The 16,124-nt window shown below is 71.2% G+C and carries 9 protein-coding genes; 1 reads left to right on the plus strand and 8 read right to left on the minus strand.

Annotated features, from left to right (window positions below; all coding sequences use genetic code 11):
• Positions 1-54: 54 nt before the first annotated feature.
• The 8 genes from tmk to bldG all read right to left on the minus strand — a co-directional run bounded on the left by tmk (position 55) and on the right by bldG (position 13,235).
• Positions 55-3,264, minus strand: coding sequence for a dTMP kinase (gene tmk / locus ACZ6JY_RS04310; protein WP_469192111.1), 3,210 nt, complete (start codon positions 3,262-3,264; stop codon positions 55-57).
• A 125-nt stretch (positions 3,265-3,389) separates the two neighbouring features.
• Positions 3,390-6,212 carry a type I DNA topoisomerase gene (gene topA, locus ACZ6JY_RS04315; RefSeq protein WP_469192113.1) on the minus strand — a complete coding sequence of 941 codons (2,823 nt, stop codon included), beginning with the start codon at positions 6,210-6,212 and terminating at the stop codon, positions 3,390-3,392.
• Between the two features lie 324 nt (positions 6,213-6,536).
• Positions 6,537-6,734, minus strand: coding sequence for a hypothetical protein (locus ACZ6JY_RS04320; protein ID WP_469192114.1), 198 nt, complete (start codon positions 6,732-6,734; stop codon positions 6,537-6,539).
• A 389-nt stretch (positions 6,735-7,123) separates the two neighbouring features.
• On the minus strand, positions 7,124-8,638 hold the full coding sequence (locus tag ACZ6JY_RS04325) for a DUF7059 domain-containing protein (RefSeq protein WP_469192116.1): 1,515 nt from the start codon (positions 8,636-8,638) through the stop codon (positions 7,124-7,126).
• A gap of 85 nt (positions 8,639-8,723) precedes the next feature.
• The gene (locus ACZ6JY_RS04330) at positions 8,724-9,311 is read right to left on the minus strand and encodes a small secreted protein (RefSeq protein ID WP_469192118.1); all 588 of its coding nucleotides are present in this window, start codon (positions 9,309-9,311) and stop codon (positions 8,724-8,726) included.
• Positions 9,312-9,543: 232 nt separating this feature from the next.
• Positions 9,544-11,946 carry a sodium-translocating pyrophosphatase gene (locus ACZ6JY_RS04335; protein ID WP_469192120.1) on the minus strand — a complete coding sequence of 801 codons (2,403 nt, stop codon included), beginning with the start codon at positions 11,944-11,946 and terminating at the stop codon, positions 9,544-9,546.
• A 366-nt stretch (positions 11,947-12,312) separates the two neighbouring features.
• A complete protein-coding gene (locus ACZ6JY_RS04340; protein WP_469192122.1) occupies positions 12,313-12,750 on the minus strand; it encodes an ATP-binding protein in 438 nt (145 codons plus the stop codon).
• A 143-nt stretch (positions 12,751-12,893) separates the two neighbouring features.
• Entirely contained in the window at positions 12,894-13,235 is a 342-nt protein-coding gene (bldG, locus tag ACZ6JY_RS04345; protein ID WP_005475923.1) for an anti-sigma factor antagonist BldG, read from the minus strand.
• 80 nt (positions 13,236-13,315) lie between these two features.
• On the opposite strand from bldG, the gene ACZ6JY_RS04350 reads away from it, so the two are divergent.
• On the plus strand, positions 13,316-16,117 hold the full coding sequence (locus ACZ6JY_RS04350) for a DEAD/DEAH box helicase (RefSeq protein WP_469192124.1): 2,802 nt from the start codon (positions 13,316-13,318) through the stop codon (positions 16,115-16,117).
• Positions 16,118-16,124: the final 7 nt, after the last annotated feature.

Raw genomic sequence — 16,124 nt, forward strand, 5'->3', positions numbered from 1 at the left:
CCGCTCCGAAGCCTCGCCGACCGGAAGAAGCCAGCGGCCTCCGCGCCACGACCGTCAGCCCCGGCGCCCGCCCCGGCCCCGCCGCCGTCCGTCCTCGTCGCCCTCGCCGTCCTGTCCGCCGAGCAGTTCGTCCGCCAGCGTCGGAAGGTCGTCCAGCGGGGTCTCCTCGGCCCAGTCGGGCCGCGGCCGCCGGGGTACGCCCTGCTCGTCGACCTGCGGGAGCTCCGCCGTCCGCTCGTTGGGCCCGTCGGGCGTGGCGGACTTCGCGGGCCGCTCGTCGCGGAAGTAGCCGCGCGGCACCTGGTCCTCCGGGACCGCGGGCAGCACCGCCGTCTCGTCCGTCGCACCCGGAACCTGCGGCTGCGGCAGCACCTCGGTGTCCTCCGGGCCAGGCCCGTCGAGCCGCACCGCCGGGAGCACGGCCGTCTCGTCGGCGGGACCGGTGCGCGGCTTCACCACGGGCGTCGGCACGGTGGTCTCGTTGTCCGGGACGGACCGAGCACCGGACCGAGCACCGGACCGAGCGCCGGACGCCCCAGCGCCAGAGCCAGAGCCAGAAACGGAACCCTCGGCCTTGGAGAGATCCGCCCGCTTCGGAGCGGCCGCAGACGCGGCCGCAGACGCCTCGGCCGCCCTGGCAGCCGCGGCAGCCCGCGCCGTCTCCGCCTCGGCGGCAGCCGCTGCCGCGGAGGCCGCGGCCATCCGCCGCGCCTCCTCCGCCCGGAGCAACGCCGCCTCCGCCTTGCGCTGCTTGTCCAGGCGGCGCTCCTCCGCCTCGGCGCGCTTCCTGGCCTCTTCCTCGGCCTCCCGGCGGCGCCGCGCCTCCTCGGCCGCGCGGACCTTCTCCTCCGCGAGCAGCCTCGCCTTCTCCTCCTCGGCCTTGCGGCGCGCCTCCTCGGCACGCTTCCTGGCCTCCTCGGCCTGCCGCTCGGCCTCGCGGCGCTGCGCCTCCTCCAGCTCGCGGCGCTTGCGCTCCTCCTCCTCGGCGCGGAGCTTGGCGAGCTGCTCCTGGCGCTCGCGCTCCAGTCGCTCCTCCTCGGCCTTGCGCGCGGCCTCTTCCTCGGCCTTGCGCCTGGCCTCTTCCTCGGCGGCCTTACGGGCCTCCTCCTGGGCCTTCACCTCGGCCTCGGAGAGCGGGAGCACCACGTCGAGCCGGTGCCGGATGACGGTGGTGACCGCTTCGGGCTCCTGTGCGGCGTCGACGACGAGGTAGCGCCCCGGGTCGGCCGCGGCGAGGGTGAGGAAACCGGACCGCACGCGTGCGTGGAACTCGGCGGGCTCCGACTCCAGACGGTCGGGCGCCTCCGTGAACCGCTCCCGCGCCGCCTCGGGCGACACGTCGAGCAGGCAGGTCAGATGCGGTACGAGGCCACCGGTCGCCCAGCGGTTGATGCGGGCGATCTCGGTGGGCGAGAGATCGCGTCCGGCGCCCTGGTAGGCGACGGAGGAGTCGATGTACCGGTCGGAGATCACCACGGCACCGCGCTCCAGGGCGGGCCGTACGACGGTGTCGACGTGCTCCGCGCGGTCGGCGGCGTACAGCAGTGCCTCCGCGCGGTGCGAGAGGCCGGCCGAAGAGACGTCGAGCAGGATCGAACGCAGCCGCTTGCCGACGGGCGTGGCCCCCGGCTCGCGGGTGACGACGACCTCGTGGCCCTTGGCGCGGATCCACTCGGCGAGCGCCTCGGCCTGGGTCGACTTGCCGGCGCCGTCGCCGCCCTCCAGGGCGATGAAGAAGCCGGTGGCGCAGGTCGCCTGCGCCGGGTCGTCGCCGCCGCGCAGGGCGTCGAGCAGATCGTGCCGCAGCGGTACGCCCTGTCGGTCGTCGGTCTTGGCGAGCAGCAGCGCGGCCACCGGCAGGAGCAGCGCGCCGACCAGCATCAGGGTGAAGGACGCGCCTCCGTGGTCGAAGACGAACTTGCCGTTGACCACGCGGTGCGGCCCGATCAGGGCGGCGACCACGGGGGCCACGAGGGCGCCGAGCGCGACACAGAGGCGTACGACGGCTTGCAGATGCTCCGCGGTGCGGGTCCTGCGATAGTCCTCGACCTCCTGGTCGAGCAGCGCGTGCCCGGTGTTCGCGGAGACGCCCGCGGAGGCTCCGGCGAGGGCCAGGAGCAGCAGGACGGTGGTCACATCGGGCACGAGGCCCGCGGCGAGCAGCGCGATGCCGGTGAGCGCGATCGCGAGCGCGAGCAGCCGACGGCGCGAGAGCGAGGGCAGCAGGGACGGCGCGCCGAGGATGCCGACGACGGTGCCGCCGGTCAGGGCGAGCACGACCAGGCCGTACGCGACGGGTCCGCCGCCCATGTCCTTGGCGTGCAGCAGGGCCACGGCGACGGCCGCGGCGATGGCGGTGGCGACCGCGGCGCAGGCGACGACGAGCAGCGGGATGGCACCCGTACGCCCCCTGTCGGTGCCGGTGCCGGTGCGCGGCCTGCGCAGCCCTTCGAGCGGGCTACGCGCGCGTGGCGTCTGCCTGCCGGGCAGTTCGAGGGAGTAGACGATGGAGAGCGAGGCGGCGAAGAGGCCGGCCGCGACGAACGAGGCGAGCCCGGCCTGGTGCAGTGCGAACCAGTCGAGCCCGGCACCGAGCAGGTTGCCGACGAGGGTGATGGCCACGAGCGCGGCGGCCGCGACGGGCAGCGCCACGAATCCCGTACGCAGGGAGAGGCGCCGCAGTGCCTCCATGTGGTCCGGCAGCGGCCGTACCGTCGCGCCCTCCGGGGGCGGCGGGGGCAGCAGCGCGGGGGCGGCGCACTCCCGCGCGACCGTCCAGAACCGCTCGGCGACGCCGATCACGAAGGACGTCACCAGGATCACCGCGAGGGCGTTGTCCGGGGTCCAGTCGATCCACAGCGGTGCGACGACGAGCAGCGCGGCGCGCACGCCGTCGGCCCCGACCATGGTCCAGCGCCGGTCGAGCGGTCCGCCCGGTGACGTGAGGGAGGTCAGGGGCCCGAGCAGCACCGCCCCGAAGAGCAGTGTCGCGAGGACACGCGCTCCGAAGACGGCGGTGATCGCGAGGGCGACGCCCCGGTAGCCACCGCCGAAGGCCGCTTCGGAGATGGCCGACTGGAGCGCGAGGATCACCAGGACGAGCAGGGCGAGGGCGTCACCGACACTGCCCACCAGCTGTGCGCTCCACAAGCGCTTCAGTTGCGGTACACGCAGCAAGGCGCGGACGGCACGCTCTCGGGAATCTGCGACCAGGGCGTCGTCGGGGGCCGGGATTCCGGCCGTTGGCTGCTCGGCACGCGTCATCCGTCCAGCCTATCCGGACCGCCAACGTCCATGCGTGCCCACCCGAACAAACGACCGTACGATCATCGGGCACATCGCCAGAGCCGCCGGGCACCGAAGGATCACGGCACCCGGCAGCCGGGACATCAGCTCTCCGAAGGAGCACTCTCGGAGGAAGCGGCCGTCTTCTTGGTGGTGGTTTTCTTGGCCGCGGTCTTCTTGGCCGTAGCGGTCGTCTTCTTTGCGGCGGTTTTCTTGGCGGCCGTCTTCTTTGCGGGCGCCTTCTTGGCGGGGGCCTTCTTCGCCGTCTTCTTGGCAGGCGCCTTCGCCCGCTTCTCCGCGAGGAGCTCGTAACCCCGCTCCGGGGTGATCTCCTCCACGGAGTCCGCCGCGCGCAGCGTCGCGTTGGTCTCGCCGTCGGTCACGTACGCCCCGAAGCGGCCGTCCTTGACGACGACGGGCTTCCCGCTGACCGGGTCCTCGCCGAGCTCCTTGAGCGGCGGCTTCGCCGCGGCCCGCCCGCGCTGCTTCGGCTTGGAGTAGATCTCCAGAGCCTCCTCCAGCGTGATGGTGAAGAGCTGCTCCTCGGTGTCGATGGACCGCGAGTCCGTGCCCTTCTTGAGGTACGGCCCGTACCGCCCGTTCTGCGCGGTGATCTCGACGCCCTCGGCGTCGGCACCGACCACGCGCGGCAGCGACATCAGCTTGAGCGCGTCCTCAAGGGTGACCGTGTCGAGCGACATGGTCTTGAAGAGCGAGGCCGTGCGCGGCTTGACCGCGTTCTTGCCGGTCTTCGGGGTGCCCTCGGGGAGGATCTCGGTGACGTAAGGGCCGTAGCGGCCGTCCTTGGCGACGATCTGGTTGCCGGAGACCGGGTCCGCACCCAGCTCGAAGTCGCCGCTCGGCTTGGCGAGCAGTTCCTCCGCGTACTCCACGGTCAGCTCGTCGGGTGCCAGGTCCTCGGGGACGTCGGCGCGCTGGTGCTCCTCGGAGTCCCGCTCGCCGCGCTCGACGTAGGGGCCGTAGCGGCCCACGCGCAGCATGATGCCGTCGCCGACGGGGAAGGAGGACACCTCGCGGGCGTCGATCGCCCCGAGGTCGGTGACGAGCTCCTTGAGCCCGCCGAGGTGGTCGCCGTCGCCGTTGCCCGCCTCGGCCGCGGAGCCGGAGCCCTCGCCCTCACCGAAGTAGAAGCGCCGCAGCCACGGCACGGCCTGCGCCTCGCCGCGCGCGATGCGGTCGAGGTCGTCCTCCATCCTGGCGGTGAAGTCGTAGTCGACGAGCCGCCCGAAGTGCTTTTCGAGCAGGTTGACGACGGCGAACGACAGGAACGAGGGGACGAGCGCCGTCCCCTTCTTGAAGACGTACCCGCGGTCGAGGATCGTGCCGAGGATCGACGCGTACGTCGACGGGCGGCCGATCTCGCGCTCTTCGAGCTCCTTGACCAGCGATGCCTCGGTGTAGCGGGCCGGCGGCTTGGTCGCGTGGCCGTCGACCGAGATCTCGTCGGCGGAGAGCGCGTCGCCCTGGCTGACCTGCGGAAGCCTGCGCTCGCGGTCGTCCAGCTCGGCGTTCGGGTCGTCGGCGCCCTCGACGTAGGCCTTGAGGAAGCCGTGGAAGGTGATCGTCTTGCCGGACGCGCTGAACTCGGCGTCGCGGCCGTCGGAGGCGCGGCCACCGATCTTGACCGTGACGGAGTTGCCGACCGCGTCCTTCATCTGGGAGGCGACGGTCCGCTTCCAGATCAGCTCGTAGAGCCGGAACTGGTCACCGGTCAGGCCGGTCTCGGCGGGCGTGCGGAAACGGTCGCCCGACGGGCGGATCGCCTCGTGCGCCTCCTGCGCGTTCTTGACCTTGCCGGCGTACGTGCGGGGCTTGTCCGGCAGGTAGTCGCTGCCGTAGAGCTGCGTGACCTGGGCGCGGGCGGCGGTGATCGCCGTGTCCGACAGGGTCGTGGAGTCCGTACGCATGTACGTGATGAAGCCGTTCTCGTACAGCTTCTGGGCAACCTGCATGGTGGCCTTCGCGCCGAAGCCGAGCTTGCGCGAGGCCTCCTGCTGCATGGTCGTCGTACGGAACGGGGCGTACGGCGAGCGGCGGTAGGGCTTGGACTCGACCGACCGCACGGAGAAGTCGGTGCTGTCCAGGGCGGCGGCCAGCGAGCGGGCGTTGGCCTCGTCCAGGTGCAGGGTGTCGGACTTGAGCTGTCCGACGGAGTTGAAGTCGCGGCCCTGTGCGATGCGCTTGCCGTCGACCGTGGTGAGGCGGGCGACGAGCTGCGACGGGTCGGAGGCGTCACCGGCGCGGCCGGTGCCGAAGGTGCCCGTCAGGTCCCAGTACTCGGCGGAGCGGAAGGCGATGCGCTCGCGCTCCCGCTCGACGACGAGGCGGGTGGCCACGGACTGCACGCGGCCCGCCGACAGGCGCGGCATGACCTTTTTCCACAGGACCGGCGAGACCTCGTAGCCGTAGAGGCGGTCGAGGATGCGGCGGGTCTCCTGGGCGTCGACCATGCGCTGGTTGAGCTCGCGCGGGTTGGCGACGGCGCTGCGGATCGCGTCCTTGGTGATCTCGTGGAAGACCATGCGGTGGACGGGAACCTTGGGCTTCAGGACCTCCAGGAGGTGCCACGCGATGGCTTCGCCCTCGCGGTCCTCATCGGTGGCGAGGAAGAGCTCGTCGGAGTCCTTCAGCAGCTCCTTGAGCTTCTTGACCTGCGCCTTCTTGTCGGCGTTGACGACATAGATGGGCTGGAAGTCGTGCTCGACGTCCACGCCGAGGCGGCGCACCTCGCCGGTGTACTTCTCGGGCACCTCCGCGGCGCCGTTGGGAAGGTCACGGATGTGCCCGACGCTGGCCTCGACTACGTAGCCGGGGCCGAGGTAGCTCTTGATCGTCTTCGCCTTGGCAGGCGACTCGACGATGACGAGTCGGCGGCCGCCCTGTGCGGTCTCGCTGGTCGGGGACAACTTCGCTCTTCTCTCCGGTTCGACGCTCGGTGGCAGTGCGCGAGGGCAATGCTCGTGGCAGTACTCCTGGCAGTGCGGTGGCAGTGCTCGCATGGCTTGCGTTGCGCTGTCGCTGCGGAGTGTGACGGTACATCCCGCCCCCGTGTCAAACGGGAAAAGCCCGCAACGGCCACTCGAACGGTAACCCGACTACCGCCATTCCTGCCGCCCGGAGGGTGGACCTGCCGTTTCGGCGCCCGGTCCGGGCACTCGTCCCACGCCACCGGCGCGATCACCGGAGTGCGCCGCTCCGCCCCACCGGAAGAGGGCGGCCACGCAGCGAGTTCACAGCCGCGTGAAGCACCACGCCGCGAGGAGCAGCGCCCCCGAACCCGCGAGTGCGGCGAGTGTCGCCGATGCGACGGGACTCACACCCTGGGCGACGGGTGCGCGGTGTGCGACACGTACGCCGGTCCACAGCAGCAGCCCGGCGCCGAACAGCGCGAACACCGTCCCGGCGAAGATCGCTGGTGCGCTCTCCATGGCCATTGCCTCCCCGTACAGCTCTTGCTTCGCGGTCCCCGCTCGGAGGCTGACACGCGAGGGAATCGGGAGCGCGAAATCGGGGTGAACGGTCGGCGGCCCCTCGCCCCGCCGGGCCCGCCTCCCGCTCCTCGGCGAGCGGCCGGCGGCTGCCGCGTCCGCGCGGGCCCGAAGAGGCGGTTCGGCGCTCCTGCCCGGTGGCACCGCGAATTGCGGGAGGTGTACGGCATGTTGGCCGATTCCGCCCATCCTGGCCGGATCACTGCGGCTGCCCGCCGGAAAGCGGGCCCGCCGCCCCGCCCTCGCGGACGGAGGCGGCGGCCCTACGCCGGGGCGCGGGTGGCTCTACGCCGGGGCGCGGGCGGCGCTTCGGCGGGGCGCACGTGCTCCTACGCCTCGACCGGCAGCAGGAAGCCCTGCTCCACGAGGAGCCGGATCTGCGCGGGCGTCCGGTCGCGCAGCAACACGGGGTCCTCGCCGACCAGTTGCGCGATGGCGTCGAGGATCCGGCCGGCGCTCAGCGACCCGTCACACACCCCGGCGAAACCGGCGCCCACCGTGTCCACCTTGGTGGCCCGCCGCATCCCGCGGTGCTGGCGCAGCACGACGTGCTCCGGGTCCTCGGCGCCCGGCAGCCCGACCTGCTCCTGCATGACCTCGGCGGCGAGTTTGAAGTGCCCGGCGAGCAGCGCCGCATCGTCGTGCGTGCGCAGATGGTCCTGGCGCTCGAAGAACTCCCGCACCGTGTCGCCGAGGGGCTGCTCGACGGGGTGCGGCCACTCCTCGACGGTCACGACCGGCTCGGCGGCGCCGGTCTTGCGCAGGGTGATCCACCCGAAGCCGACGGCCCGCGTCCCGCGCGCCTCGAACTCGTCCAGCCATGCCTCGTACCGCTCCGCGTACCGCGCGGGGTCCGTGCGGTGGTCCCCCGCGTCCCGCAGCCACAGCTCCGCGTACTGCGTGATGTCCTGCACCTCGCGCTGCACGATCCAGGCGTCGCAGCCGCGCGGCACCCAGGAGCGCAGGCGGTCCTGCCACTCCTCGCCGTCCACGTGCTGCCAGTTGGCAAGGAAGTGCGCGTACCCCCCTTCGTTCAACCGCTCCCCCGCTTCCTGAACGAGCGAGCGGCACAGATCGTCCCCACTCATCCCGCCGTCGCGGTAGGTGAGCCTGGCGCCCGGTGAGATCACGAAGGGCGGGTTGGACACGATCAGGTCGTACGTCTCGTCCGCCACCGGCTCGAAGAGCGAGCCCTCCCGCAGGTCCGCCGCGGGCGCCCCGGACAGCGCCAGCGTGAGCCGCGTGAACTGGAGCGCCCGGGGGTTGAGGTCGGTCGCGGTCACGCGCGTGGCGTGCTGTGCGGCGTGCAGCGCCTGGATGCCGGAGCCGGTGCCGAGGTCGAGCGCGCTCTCGACCGGCGTCCGCACGGTGATCCCGGCGAGCGTCGTGGACGCCCCGCCGACCCCGAGGACGACGCCTTCGTCATGGCTGCCGATGCCGCCCGCGCCGCCGACCGCGCACCCCAGGTCGGACACGATGAACCAGTCCTCGCCGCTCGGCCCGCCGTAGGGCCGCACGTCCACGGTCGCCCGCAGCTCACCGTCCCGTCCGGTCAGCCAGCCGCTCTCAAGGAGGGCGTCGACGGGCAGAACGTCGGCCACGCGCGCGTGCGGGACGGATTCCTGGAGCAGGAAGAGGCGGACGAGCGCGGCGAGGGCGCCGTCGCCGCGCGTGGCGCGCAGCGCGGGGACGGTCTCGCTGCGGGCGAGCGCGGCGTACGCGGCGGCCCCGAGCAGTTCGAGCAGCCCGTCGGCGGTGAAGGCGGCGTCGAGCAGGGCCTTGCGCAGGGCGGCGGCGACGTCGGCGCGGTCGGACGAGGGCAGGGGGAGGCTGGCATTACTCACCCCTCCATTGTGGCCCTCCGTCACGCCGACGCCCCCGGCGCCGCACTGGGCACCGAGGGCGTGAGGAACGTACGGCCGAAAGAAGCTAGCTCTTGGTGGAGGGCGTGGCGGACGCGCTCTTGCAGCTGTCCTGCTGGCCCATCGCCTTGCCGACCTCCCCCTCCTGAAGCTTCTCCAGCGCCCTGTTGCCGCTCTTGCTCAGCTTGTCCAGCTCGCCCGCGACGTCCTTGAGGCCGTCGGCGAAGTCCGCCTGGTTCTTGGTGTCCAAGCCGTCGACCTGCTTCTTCAGGTCCCCGTACGACGCGGAGATGGCGTGGAGCTCCTTGACGGCGTCGTCCGTCTTCTTCTTGCCGTCGTCGACCGGCGGGGCACCGGCCTTCTTCACGGAGTCACCCATCGCCTTGTAGGCGTCGGACATGTCCTGGAACGCCTTGGAGTCCGTCTTCTGAACGTCGGCCGGCGAACTGTTGTCCGAGGTCTCCTTCTGGATCGCGGTGTTGGCGTCCGCGATCTTCTTCGACTGCGGCTGAACGGAGTCACAGACCTTCTTGGCCCAGTCGTCCAGCTCCTTGTTGCCGTCGTCGCTGCTGCACCCTGACAGAGCGAGTACCAGTACCGCACCGCCGGACAGTGCGGCTGCAAGCTTCTTGTTCACCGGATTGGTCCCTTCCATGGCTCTCGGCCCCGGAACTTACACGCCAACTGGGCTACATCCGCATGCCGAGGGTCTGATACAACCCCTATTGCAGCCATTTGCACCAAGCCGGAGAGGGCTGGGAGCGGGAGAGAAGGCTCACGGCTCGCCCGCCGCACGGCAGCGGCCTGAGTGCGGGACATGCCGACGGGCGGACGGCGCGTCAAAACGCGACGTCCGCCCGCGTGTTGGGCGGTCCCTGACGGACCCTCTACGAGACGATCGCCGGGTCGACCGGCTTGGCCGCGCGCTCGGGGTTGCCCTCGTCCCCCACGGCGATACCGCGCCGCTTGGAGACGTAGACCGCGCCGATGATGACCGCGATGGAGAGCACCGCGATCAGCGCCCGCATGCCGGCGCTGGCGTCGTCCCCGTAGCTGAACTTGACGACCGCGGGCGCGATGAGCAGCGCCACCAGGTTCATCACCTTCAGCAGGGGGTTGATCGCCGGGCCCGCGGTGTCCTTGAACGGGTCGCCCACGGTGTCGCCGATGACGACCGCGGCGTGGGCCTCGCTGCCCTTGCCGCCGTGGTGGCCGTCCTCGACGAGCTTCTTCGCGTTGTCCCAGGCACCGCCCGAGTTGGCGAGGAAGACCGCCATCAGCGTGCCCGTGCCGATCGCGCCCGCGAGGAACGAGCCGAGCGCGCCGACGCCGAGCGAGAAACCGACCGCGATCGGCGTGAGCACGGCGAGCAGACCTGGTGTGGCCAGCTCGCGCAGCGCGTCCTTGGTGCAGATGTCGACGACGCGCCCGTACTCCGGTTCCTCGGTGTAGTCCATGATCCCGGGGTGTTCGCGGAACTGCCGCCGCACCTCGTAGACCACGGCGCCCGCCGACCGTGACACCGCGTTGATCGCGAGCCCCGAGAAGAGGAAGACGACCGCGGCGCCGAGGATCAGGCCCACCAGGTTGTTCGGCTGCGAGATGTCCATGACCAGGTTCATCGGAGCGCCGTCGCCGAGTTTCTCGCCGACGTCCTTGGCCGCGGTCGCGATGGCGTCGCGGTACGACCCGAAGAGCGCCGACGCCGCGAGGACCGCGGTCGCGATGGCGATGCCCTTGGTGATGGCCTTGGTGGTGTTGCCGACGGCGTCCAGGTCGGTGAGCACCTGCGCGCCCGCGCCCTGGACGTCGCCGGACATCTCCGCGATGCCCTGCGCGTTGTCGGAGACGGGGCCGAAGGTGTCCATGGCGACGATGACACCGACGGTGGTCAGCAGTCCCGTACCGGCCAGGGCGACCGCGAACAGGGCGAGCATGATCGACGTACCGCCGAGCAGGAACGCCCCGTACACGCCGAGCCCGATGAGCAGCGCGGTGTAGACGGCCGATTCCAGGCCGATCGAGATGCCGGCGAGCACGACCGTGGCCGGACCTGTCAGCGAGGTCTTGCCGATGTCCTTGACGGGGCGTCGGGTCGTCTCGGTGAAGTACCCGGTGAGCTGCTGGATCAGGGCGGCCATCACGATGCCGATGGCCACGGCGATCAGCGCGAGCAGCCGCGGATCGCCGTCGTGGCCCTTGATCGCCGCGTCCGTGACGCCGTCCAGCTTCGCGTACGTGGACGGCAGATAGACGAAGACGGCGATGGCCACGAGGACCAACGAGACCACCGCGGAGATGAAGAACCCGCGGTTGATGGCGCTCATGCCGCTGCGGTCGGCGCGCCGGGGCGCCACCGCGAAGATGCCGATCATCGCCGTCACGACACCGATGGCCGGGACGAGCAGCGGGAAGGCGAGCCCGGCGTCGCCGAACGCCACCTTGCCGAGGATCAGCGCGGCGACCAGCGTCACGGCGTACGACTCGAAGAGGTCCGCGGCCATGCCGGCGCAGTCGCCGACGTTGTCGCCCACGTTGTCGGCGATGGTCGCGGCATTGCGCGGATCGTCCTCCGGAATGCCCTGTTCGACCTTGCCGACCAGGTCGGCGCCGACGTCGGCGGCCTTGGTGAAGATGCCGCCGCCGACACGCATGAACATCGCGATCAGCGCCGCGCCGAGGCCGAAACCTTCCAGCACCTTCGGCGCGTCGGCCGCGTAGACGAGCACCACACAGGAGGCGCCCAGAAGACCGAGCCCCACCGTGAACATGCCGACGACGCCGCCCGTACGGAAAGCGATCTTCATGGCTTTGTGCGAGACGGCGGTGAGATCCTTTTCGGGTTCCCCTTCCGCCGGAGTGGCTTCCCGGGCGGCGGCCGCCACGCGAACATTGCTGCGCACGGCGAGCCACATACCGATATAGCCGGTGGTCGCCGAGAACGCCGCTCCGATCAAAAAGAAGATCGATCGTCCGGCGCGCTGATTCCAGTCGTCCGCGGGCAGCAGCATGAGCAGGAAGAACACCACGACGGCGAATACGCCGAGCGTGCGGAGCTGCCGGCCCAGATAGGCGTTCGCGCCTTCCTGGATCGCCGCCGCGATCTTCTTCATGCTGTCGGTGCCCTCGCCGGCCGCGAGAACCTGGCGTACCAGCACGCCCGCGACGACGAGCGCCGCGAGCGCGACGGCCGCGATCACCATGACGATGAGACGGTTGTCGTCCGTCAGCACTGCGGCTGCGAAGGTTGAGGGGTGGTCAATCTGATGAGGGGTAAAAAGCCCCGCCATTCGTCCTCCTTGACGCTTGACCTGAGCTCAAGATGTGGACGGATTGTAGGGAGCAGAACCTGATCAAAACAGAGCGCCACTAACGCAAATGACCGGAGATTGCTCCTCAGCAAATGATCCGGGCCATCGATTGGCCCCGAAAGCGGTAATGCCTCAAACCCGTTGACGAGTGATTGCCGAAAGATCGTCGATCTAGCCCGAAATAAGATCACCCAAAGAAAAGCCCCTGTTCATCACGGGGATGACAGGGGATGACAGGGATGACGGGGGATGTGGGCGGTGTGGGCATACCGGGTTCACGGGCCCAGGGTGATCGTCGGTGCCCGTGGTGATCGTCGCGGCAGGAGTGCCCCGGGCGCGTCGCGCTCAGGAAAGGAGCGGCGCGGGGGTCGTCGGCCAGCTCATGCGGATCTGGCCACCGGATTCGCCCGCGGTGACCTCGACGTCGTCCACGAGACCGCTGATGACGGCGAGGCCCATCTCGTCCTCGCCCTCGGCCTCGAGCTCCTCGCCCTGGCCCGCCGCGCCGGGCGCCCGGTCACCGGGGGCCGAACGGGGTGCCTCGTCGCCGACCTCGATGGAGAACTGCTTCTCGTCCTCGATGAGCGAGACCCGCACCGGCGCCGTGACGCCGCTGGTCTGATGCAGTCCGACGGCGCGCGTGCAGGCCTCGCCGACGGCGAGCCTGACCTCGTCGAGAACGGCCTCGTCCACTCCGGCCCTGCGCGCGACCGCGGCCGCCACCAGACGGGCGGTCCTCACGTGCTCGGGCAGCGCGCTGAAGCGGAGCTCGACGGTGGCCATACGTCCCCCTCGGACATACACGCGTGCGGTCAGGGGACCGGGCCGAAGCCCAGCCCCCTGCTGTACTGCCACACCGGGCCGAGAGCCCGGAGCGTCCGGCCGGTGCGCCGGACCTCCGTCGTCCGGCGCTCAGCCGCCGCCACTCAGTCGGTGGCCGCGACCGCTTCGTCGACCGAGGTGTGAATCGGGAACACCTTGGTCAGACCGGTGATACGGAAAATCTTGAGAATGCGCTCCTGGTTGCAGACCAGGCGCAGCGAGCCCTCATGGGCACGCACACGCTTCAGGCCGCCGACCAGCACGCCGAGTCCGGTGGAGTCGAGGAAATCCACGCCCTCCATGTCGACGACCAGATGGAAACTGCCGTCGTTCACCAACTCGACCAACTGCTCGCGCAGCTTGGGCGCGGTATATACATCGATTTCGCCACCGACCTCGACGACCGTACGATCGCCGACGGTACGGGTCGACAGGGACAGGTCCACGGATCCTCCAGCACCTTGCTATCGAGCGGTCATCCCTCGGGACACCTCGGCAGAGCCCCCAGGACGGATCGCCAGCCGCGATGGCATTCAATCACTTACCGGCGGGCATGCACGACGCCTTACGACCATTGTCCATCCCACCAGTGACACACTCGATGCCGATGGCCAACATTTCTCCCCCCGGAGAACCCACTGCGGGCGCCCGGGCACACGCCTCTCCGCGGGCGGTCCTCGACCGACTCACCGCTGGGCCGAGCCGTGCTTCGCGCGTCACTCATACGGAGCACATGCCCCCACGTGAGGCCCGGTATGCAGGCTGGCCCGACCGCATCCGGCCGGAGGTCGTATCCGCCGTCCGGGCCGCGGGCATCGAGCGCCCCTGGGCCCACCAGGCACTGGCCGCCGAGCACGCGCTGGACGGCGAATCGGTGATCGTCGCCACCGGAACCGCCTCGGGCAAGTCGCTCGCCTATCTCACCCCCGTCCTCTCCGCCCTCATGGACGGCTCCGAGGCACCGAACGGGCGTGGCGCCACCGCTCTGTACCTCGCCCCCACGAAGGCCCTCGCGGCCGATCAGCGCCGTGCCGTACGGGAACTGGCCGCTCCCCTGGGCAAGGCCGTGCGTCCGGCCGTCTACGACGGCGACACGCCCTTCGAGGAGCGCGAGTGGGTGCGCCAGTACGCCAATTACGTCCTGACCAACCCCGACATGCTGCACCGCGGGATACTGCCGTCCCATCCGCGCTGGTCCTCCTTCCTGCGCGCCCTGCGCTACGTCGTCATCGACGAGTGCCACACCTACCGCGGCGTCTTCGGCTCCCATGTCGCCCAGGTCCTGCGCCGCCTGCGCCGCCTCTGCGCCCGCTACGGCTCCGAGCCCGTCTTCCTCCTCGCCTCCGCCACCTCCGCCGAGCCCGCCGCGTCGGCGGAGCGCCTCACCGGGCTGCCGGTGAAGGAGGTCGCCGACGACGCCTCACCCCGCGGTGACCTCGTCTTCGCCCTGTGGGAGCCGCCGCTCACCGACCTCCATGGCGAGAAGGGCGCCCCGGTCCGCCGCACCGCCACCGCCGAGACGGCCGACCTCCTCACCGACCTCACCGTCCAGGGCGTCCGCTCGGTCGCCTTCGTACGGTCCCGGCGCGGCGCCGAGCTGATCTCGGTGATCGCCCAGGAACGCCTCGCCGAGGTCGACCGCTCCCTCACCCACCGCGTCGCCGCCTACCGCGGCGGCTACCTCCCGGAAGAGCGCCGCGCCCTGGAACGCGCCCTGCACTCCGGCGAACTCCTCGGCCTCGCCGCCACCACCGCCCTCGAACTCGGCGTCGACGTGTCGGGCCTCGACGCCGTCATCATCGCGGGCTATCCGGGCACGCGTGCCTCGCTCTGGCAGCAGGCCGGGCGTGCCGGACGCTCCGGGCAGGGGTCGCTGGCCGTGCTGGTGGCCCGGGACGATCCGCTGGACACCTATCTCGTCCACCATCCCGAGGCGCTGTTCCGGCAGCCCGTGGAGTCCACGGTCCTCGACCCCGACAACCCCTACGTGCTCGCGCCCCACCTCTGCGCGGCCGCCTCCGAACTGCCGTTGACCGAGGAGGACCTGGAGCTCTTTGGTCCGGCCGCCGAGGAGCTGCTTCCGCAGCTGGAGGCCGCGAAGCTGCTGCGCCGCCGCACCAAGGCCTGGCACTGGACCCGCCGGGAGCGGGCCGCCGACCTGACGGACATCCGCGGCGAGGGCGGTGAGCCCGTCCAGATCGTCGAGGAGGGCACGGGGCGGCTGCTCGGCACCGTTGACGCGTCCGCCGCGCACACCACCGTCCACGAGGGCGCCGTCCACCTTCACCAGGGGCGCACGTATCTGGTGCGCCACCTCGACCTCGAGGACTCCGTGGCCCTGGTCGAGGAGGCCGCGCCGCCGTACTCCACGACCGCGCGCGACACCACGGCGATCTCCATCCTGGAGACGGACGTCGAGGTCCCCTGGGGCCAGGGACGCCTCTGCTACGGCTCCGTCGAGGTGACCAACCAGGTCGTCTCCTTCCTGCGCCGACGGGTCATCACGGGTGAGGTCCTCGGCGAGACCAAGCTGGACCTCCCTCCTCGTACGCTGCGCACCCGGGCGGTCTGGTGGACCGTCACCGAGGACCAACTGGACGCCGCCCGCGTCAACCCGGAGATCCTCGGCGGCGCCCTGCACGCCGCCGAGCACGCCTCCATCGGCATGCTGCCGCTCTTCGCCACGTGCGACCGCTGGGACATCGGCGGTGTCTCCGTGCCGCTGCATCCGGACACGCTCCTTCCCACGGTCTTCGTGTACGACGGCCACCCCGGCGGGGCGGGCTTCGCCGAACGGGCCTTCCACACGGCACACGAATGGCTGACGGCCACCCGCCAGGCCATCGCCTCCTGCGAATGCGACGCCGGCTGCCCCTCCTGCATCCAGTCCCCCAAATGCGGCAACGGCAACGAGCCGTTGCACAAGCGCGGCGCGGTGCGGCTGCTTTCGGTGCTGTTGCGGGATGCGGGGGGTTCTGGGGGGAGCTTGGGGGCGGCTTCAGCTTCGGCTTCAGCTTCGGCTTCGGCTTCGGCTTCGGCTTCAGCTTCGGCTTCGGCTTCAGCTTCGGCTTCGGCTTCGGGGGCGGGGGCGAGCTCTGGGGCGGGGGTGGCTTCGAAGGCGGGGGCGGGTTCTCCCTCGGGGCCGGAGGCAGCCTCGGGGCCGGAGGCAGCTTCGGGGCCGGAGGCAGCTTCGGGGCCGGGGAAGGCGTCGGGGCCGGAGGCAGCCTCAGGGCCAGGCGTGGCCTCCACGGCGGCCACGGCTTCGCCTGAGCCCGGTACGGCCCCCGGGGCGGGCCCGGCTTCCCCCTCGGGGCCAGAGGCCGCCTGAGCGCCAA

The organism is Streptomyces sp. NPDC046335 (genome assembly GCF_055587985.1).

Bases quoted from the DNA above. Each gene is read 5' to 3' on its own strand.
- ACZ6JY_RS04340 (WP_469192122.1), bottom strand. From the start codon at position 12,750: ATGGCCACCGTCGAGCTCCGCTTCAGCGCGCTGCCCGAGCACGTGAGG.
- tmk (WP_469192111.1), bottom strand. From the start codon at position 3,264: ATGACGCGTGCCGAGCAGCCAACGGCCGGAATCCCGGCCCCCGACGAC.
- ACZ6JY_RS04320 (WP_469192114.1), bottom strand. From the start codon at position 6,734: ATGGAGAGCGCACCAGCGATCTTCGCCGGGACGGTGTTCGCGCTGTTC.
- ACZ6JY_RS04350 (WP_469192124.1), top strand. From the start codon at position 13,316: ATGGCATTCAATCACTTACCGGCGGGCATGCACGACGCCTTACGACCA.
- ACZ6JY_RS04335 (WP_469192120.1), bottom strand. From the start codon at position 11,946: ATGGCGGGGCTTTTTACCCCTCATCAGATTGACCACCCCTCAACCTTC.
- ACZ6JY_RS04330 (WP_469192118.1), bottom strand. From the start codon at position 9,311: ATGGAAGGGACCAATCCGGTGAACAAGAAGCTTGCAGCCGCACTGTCC.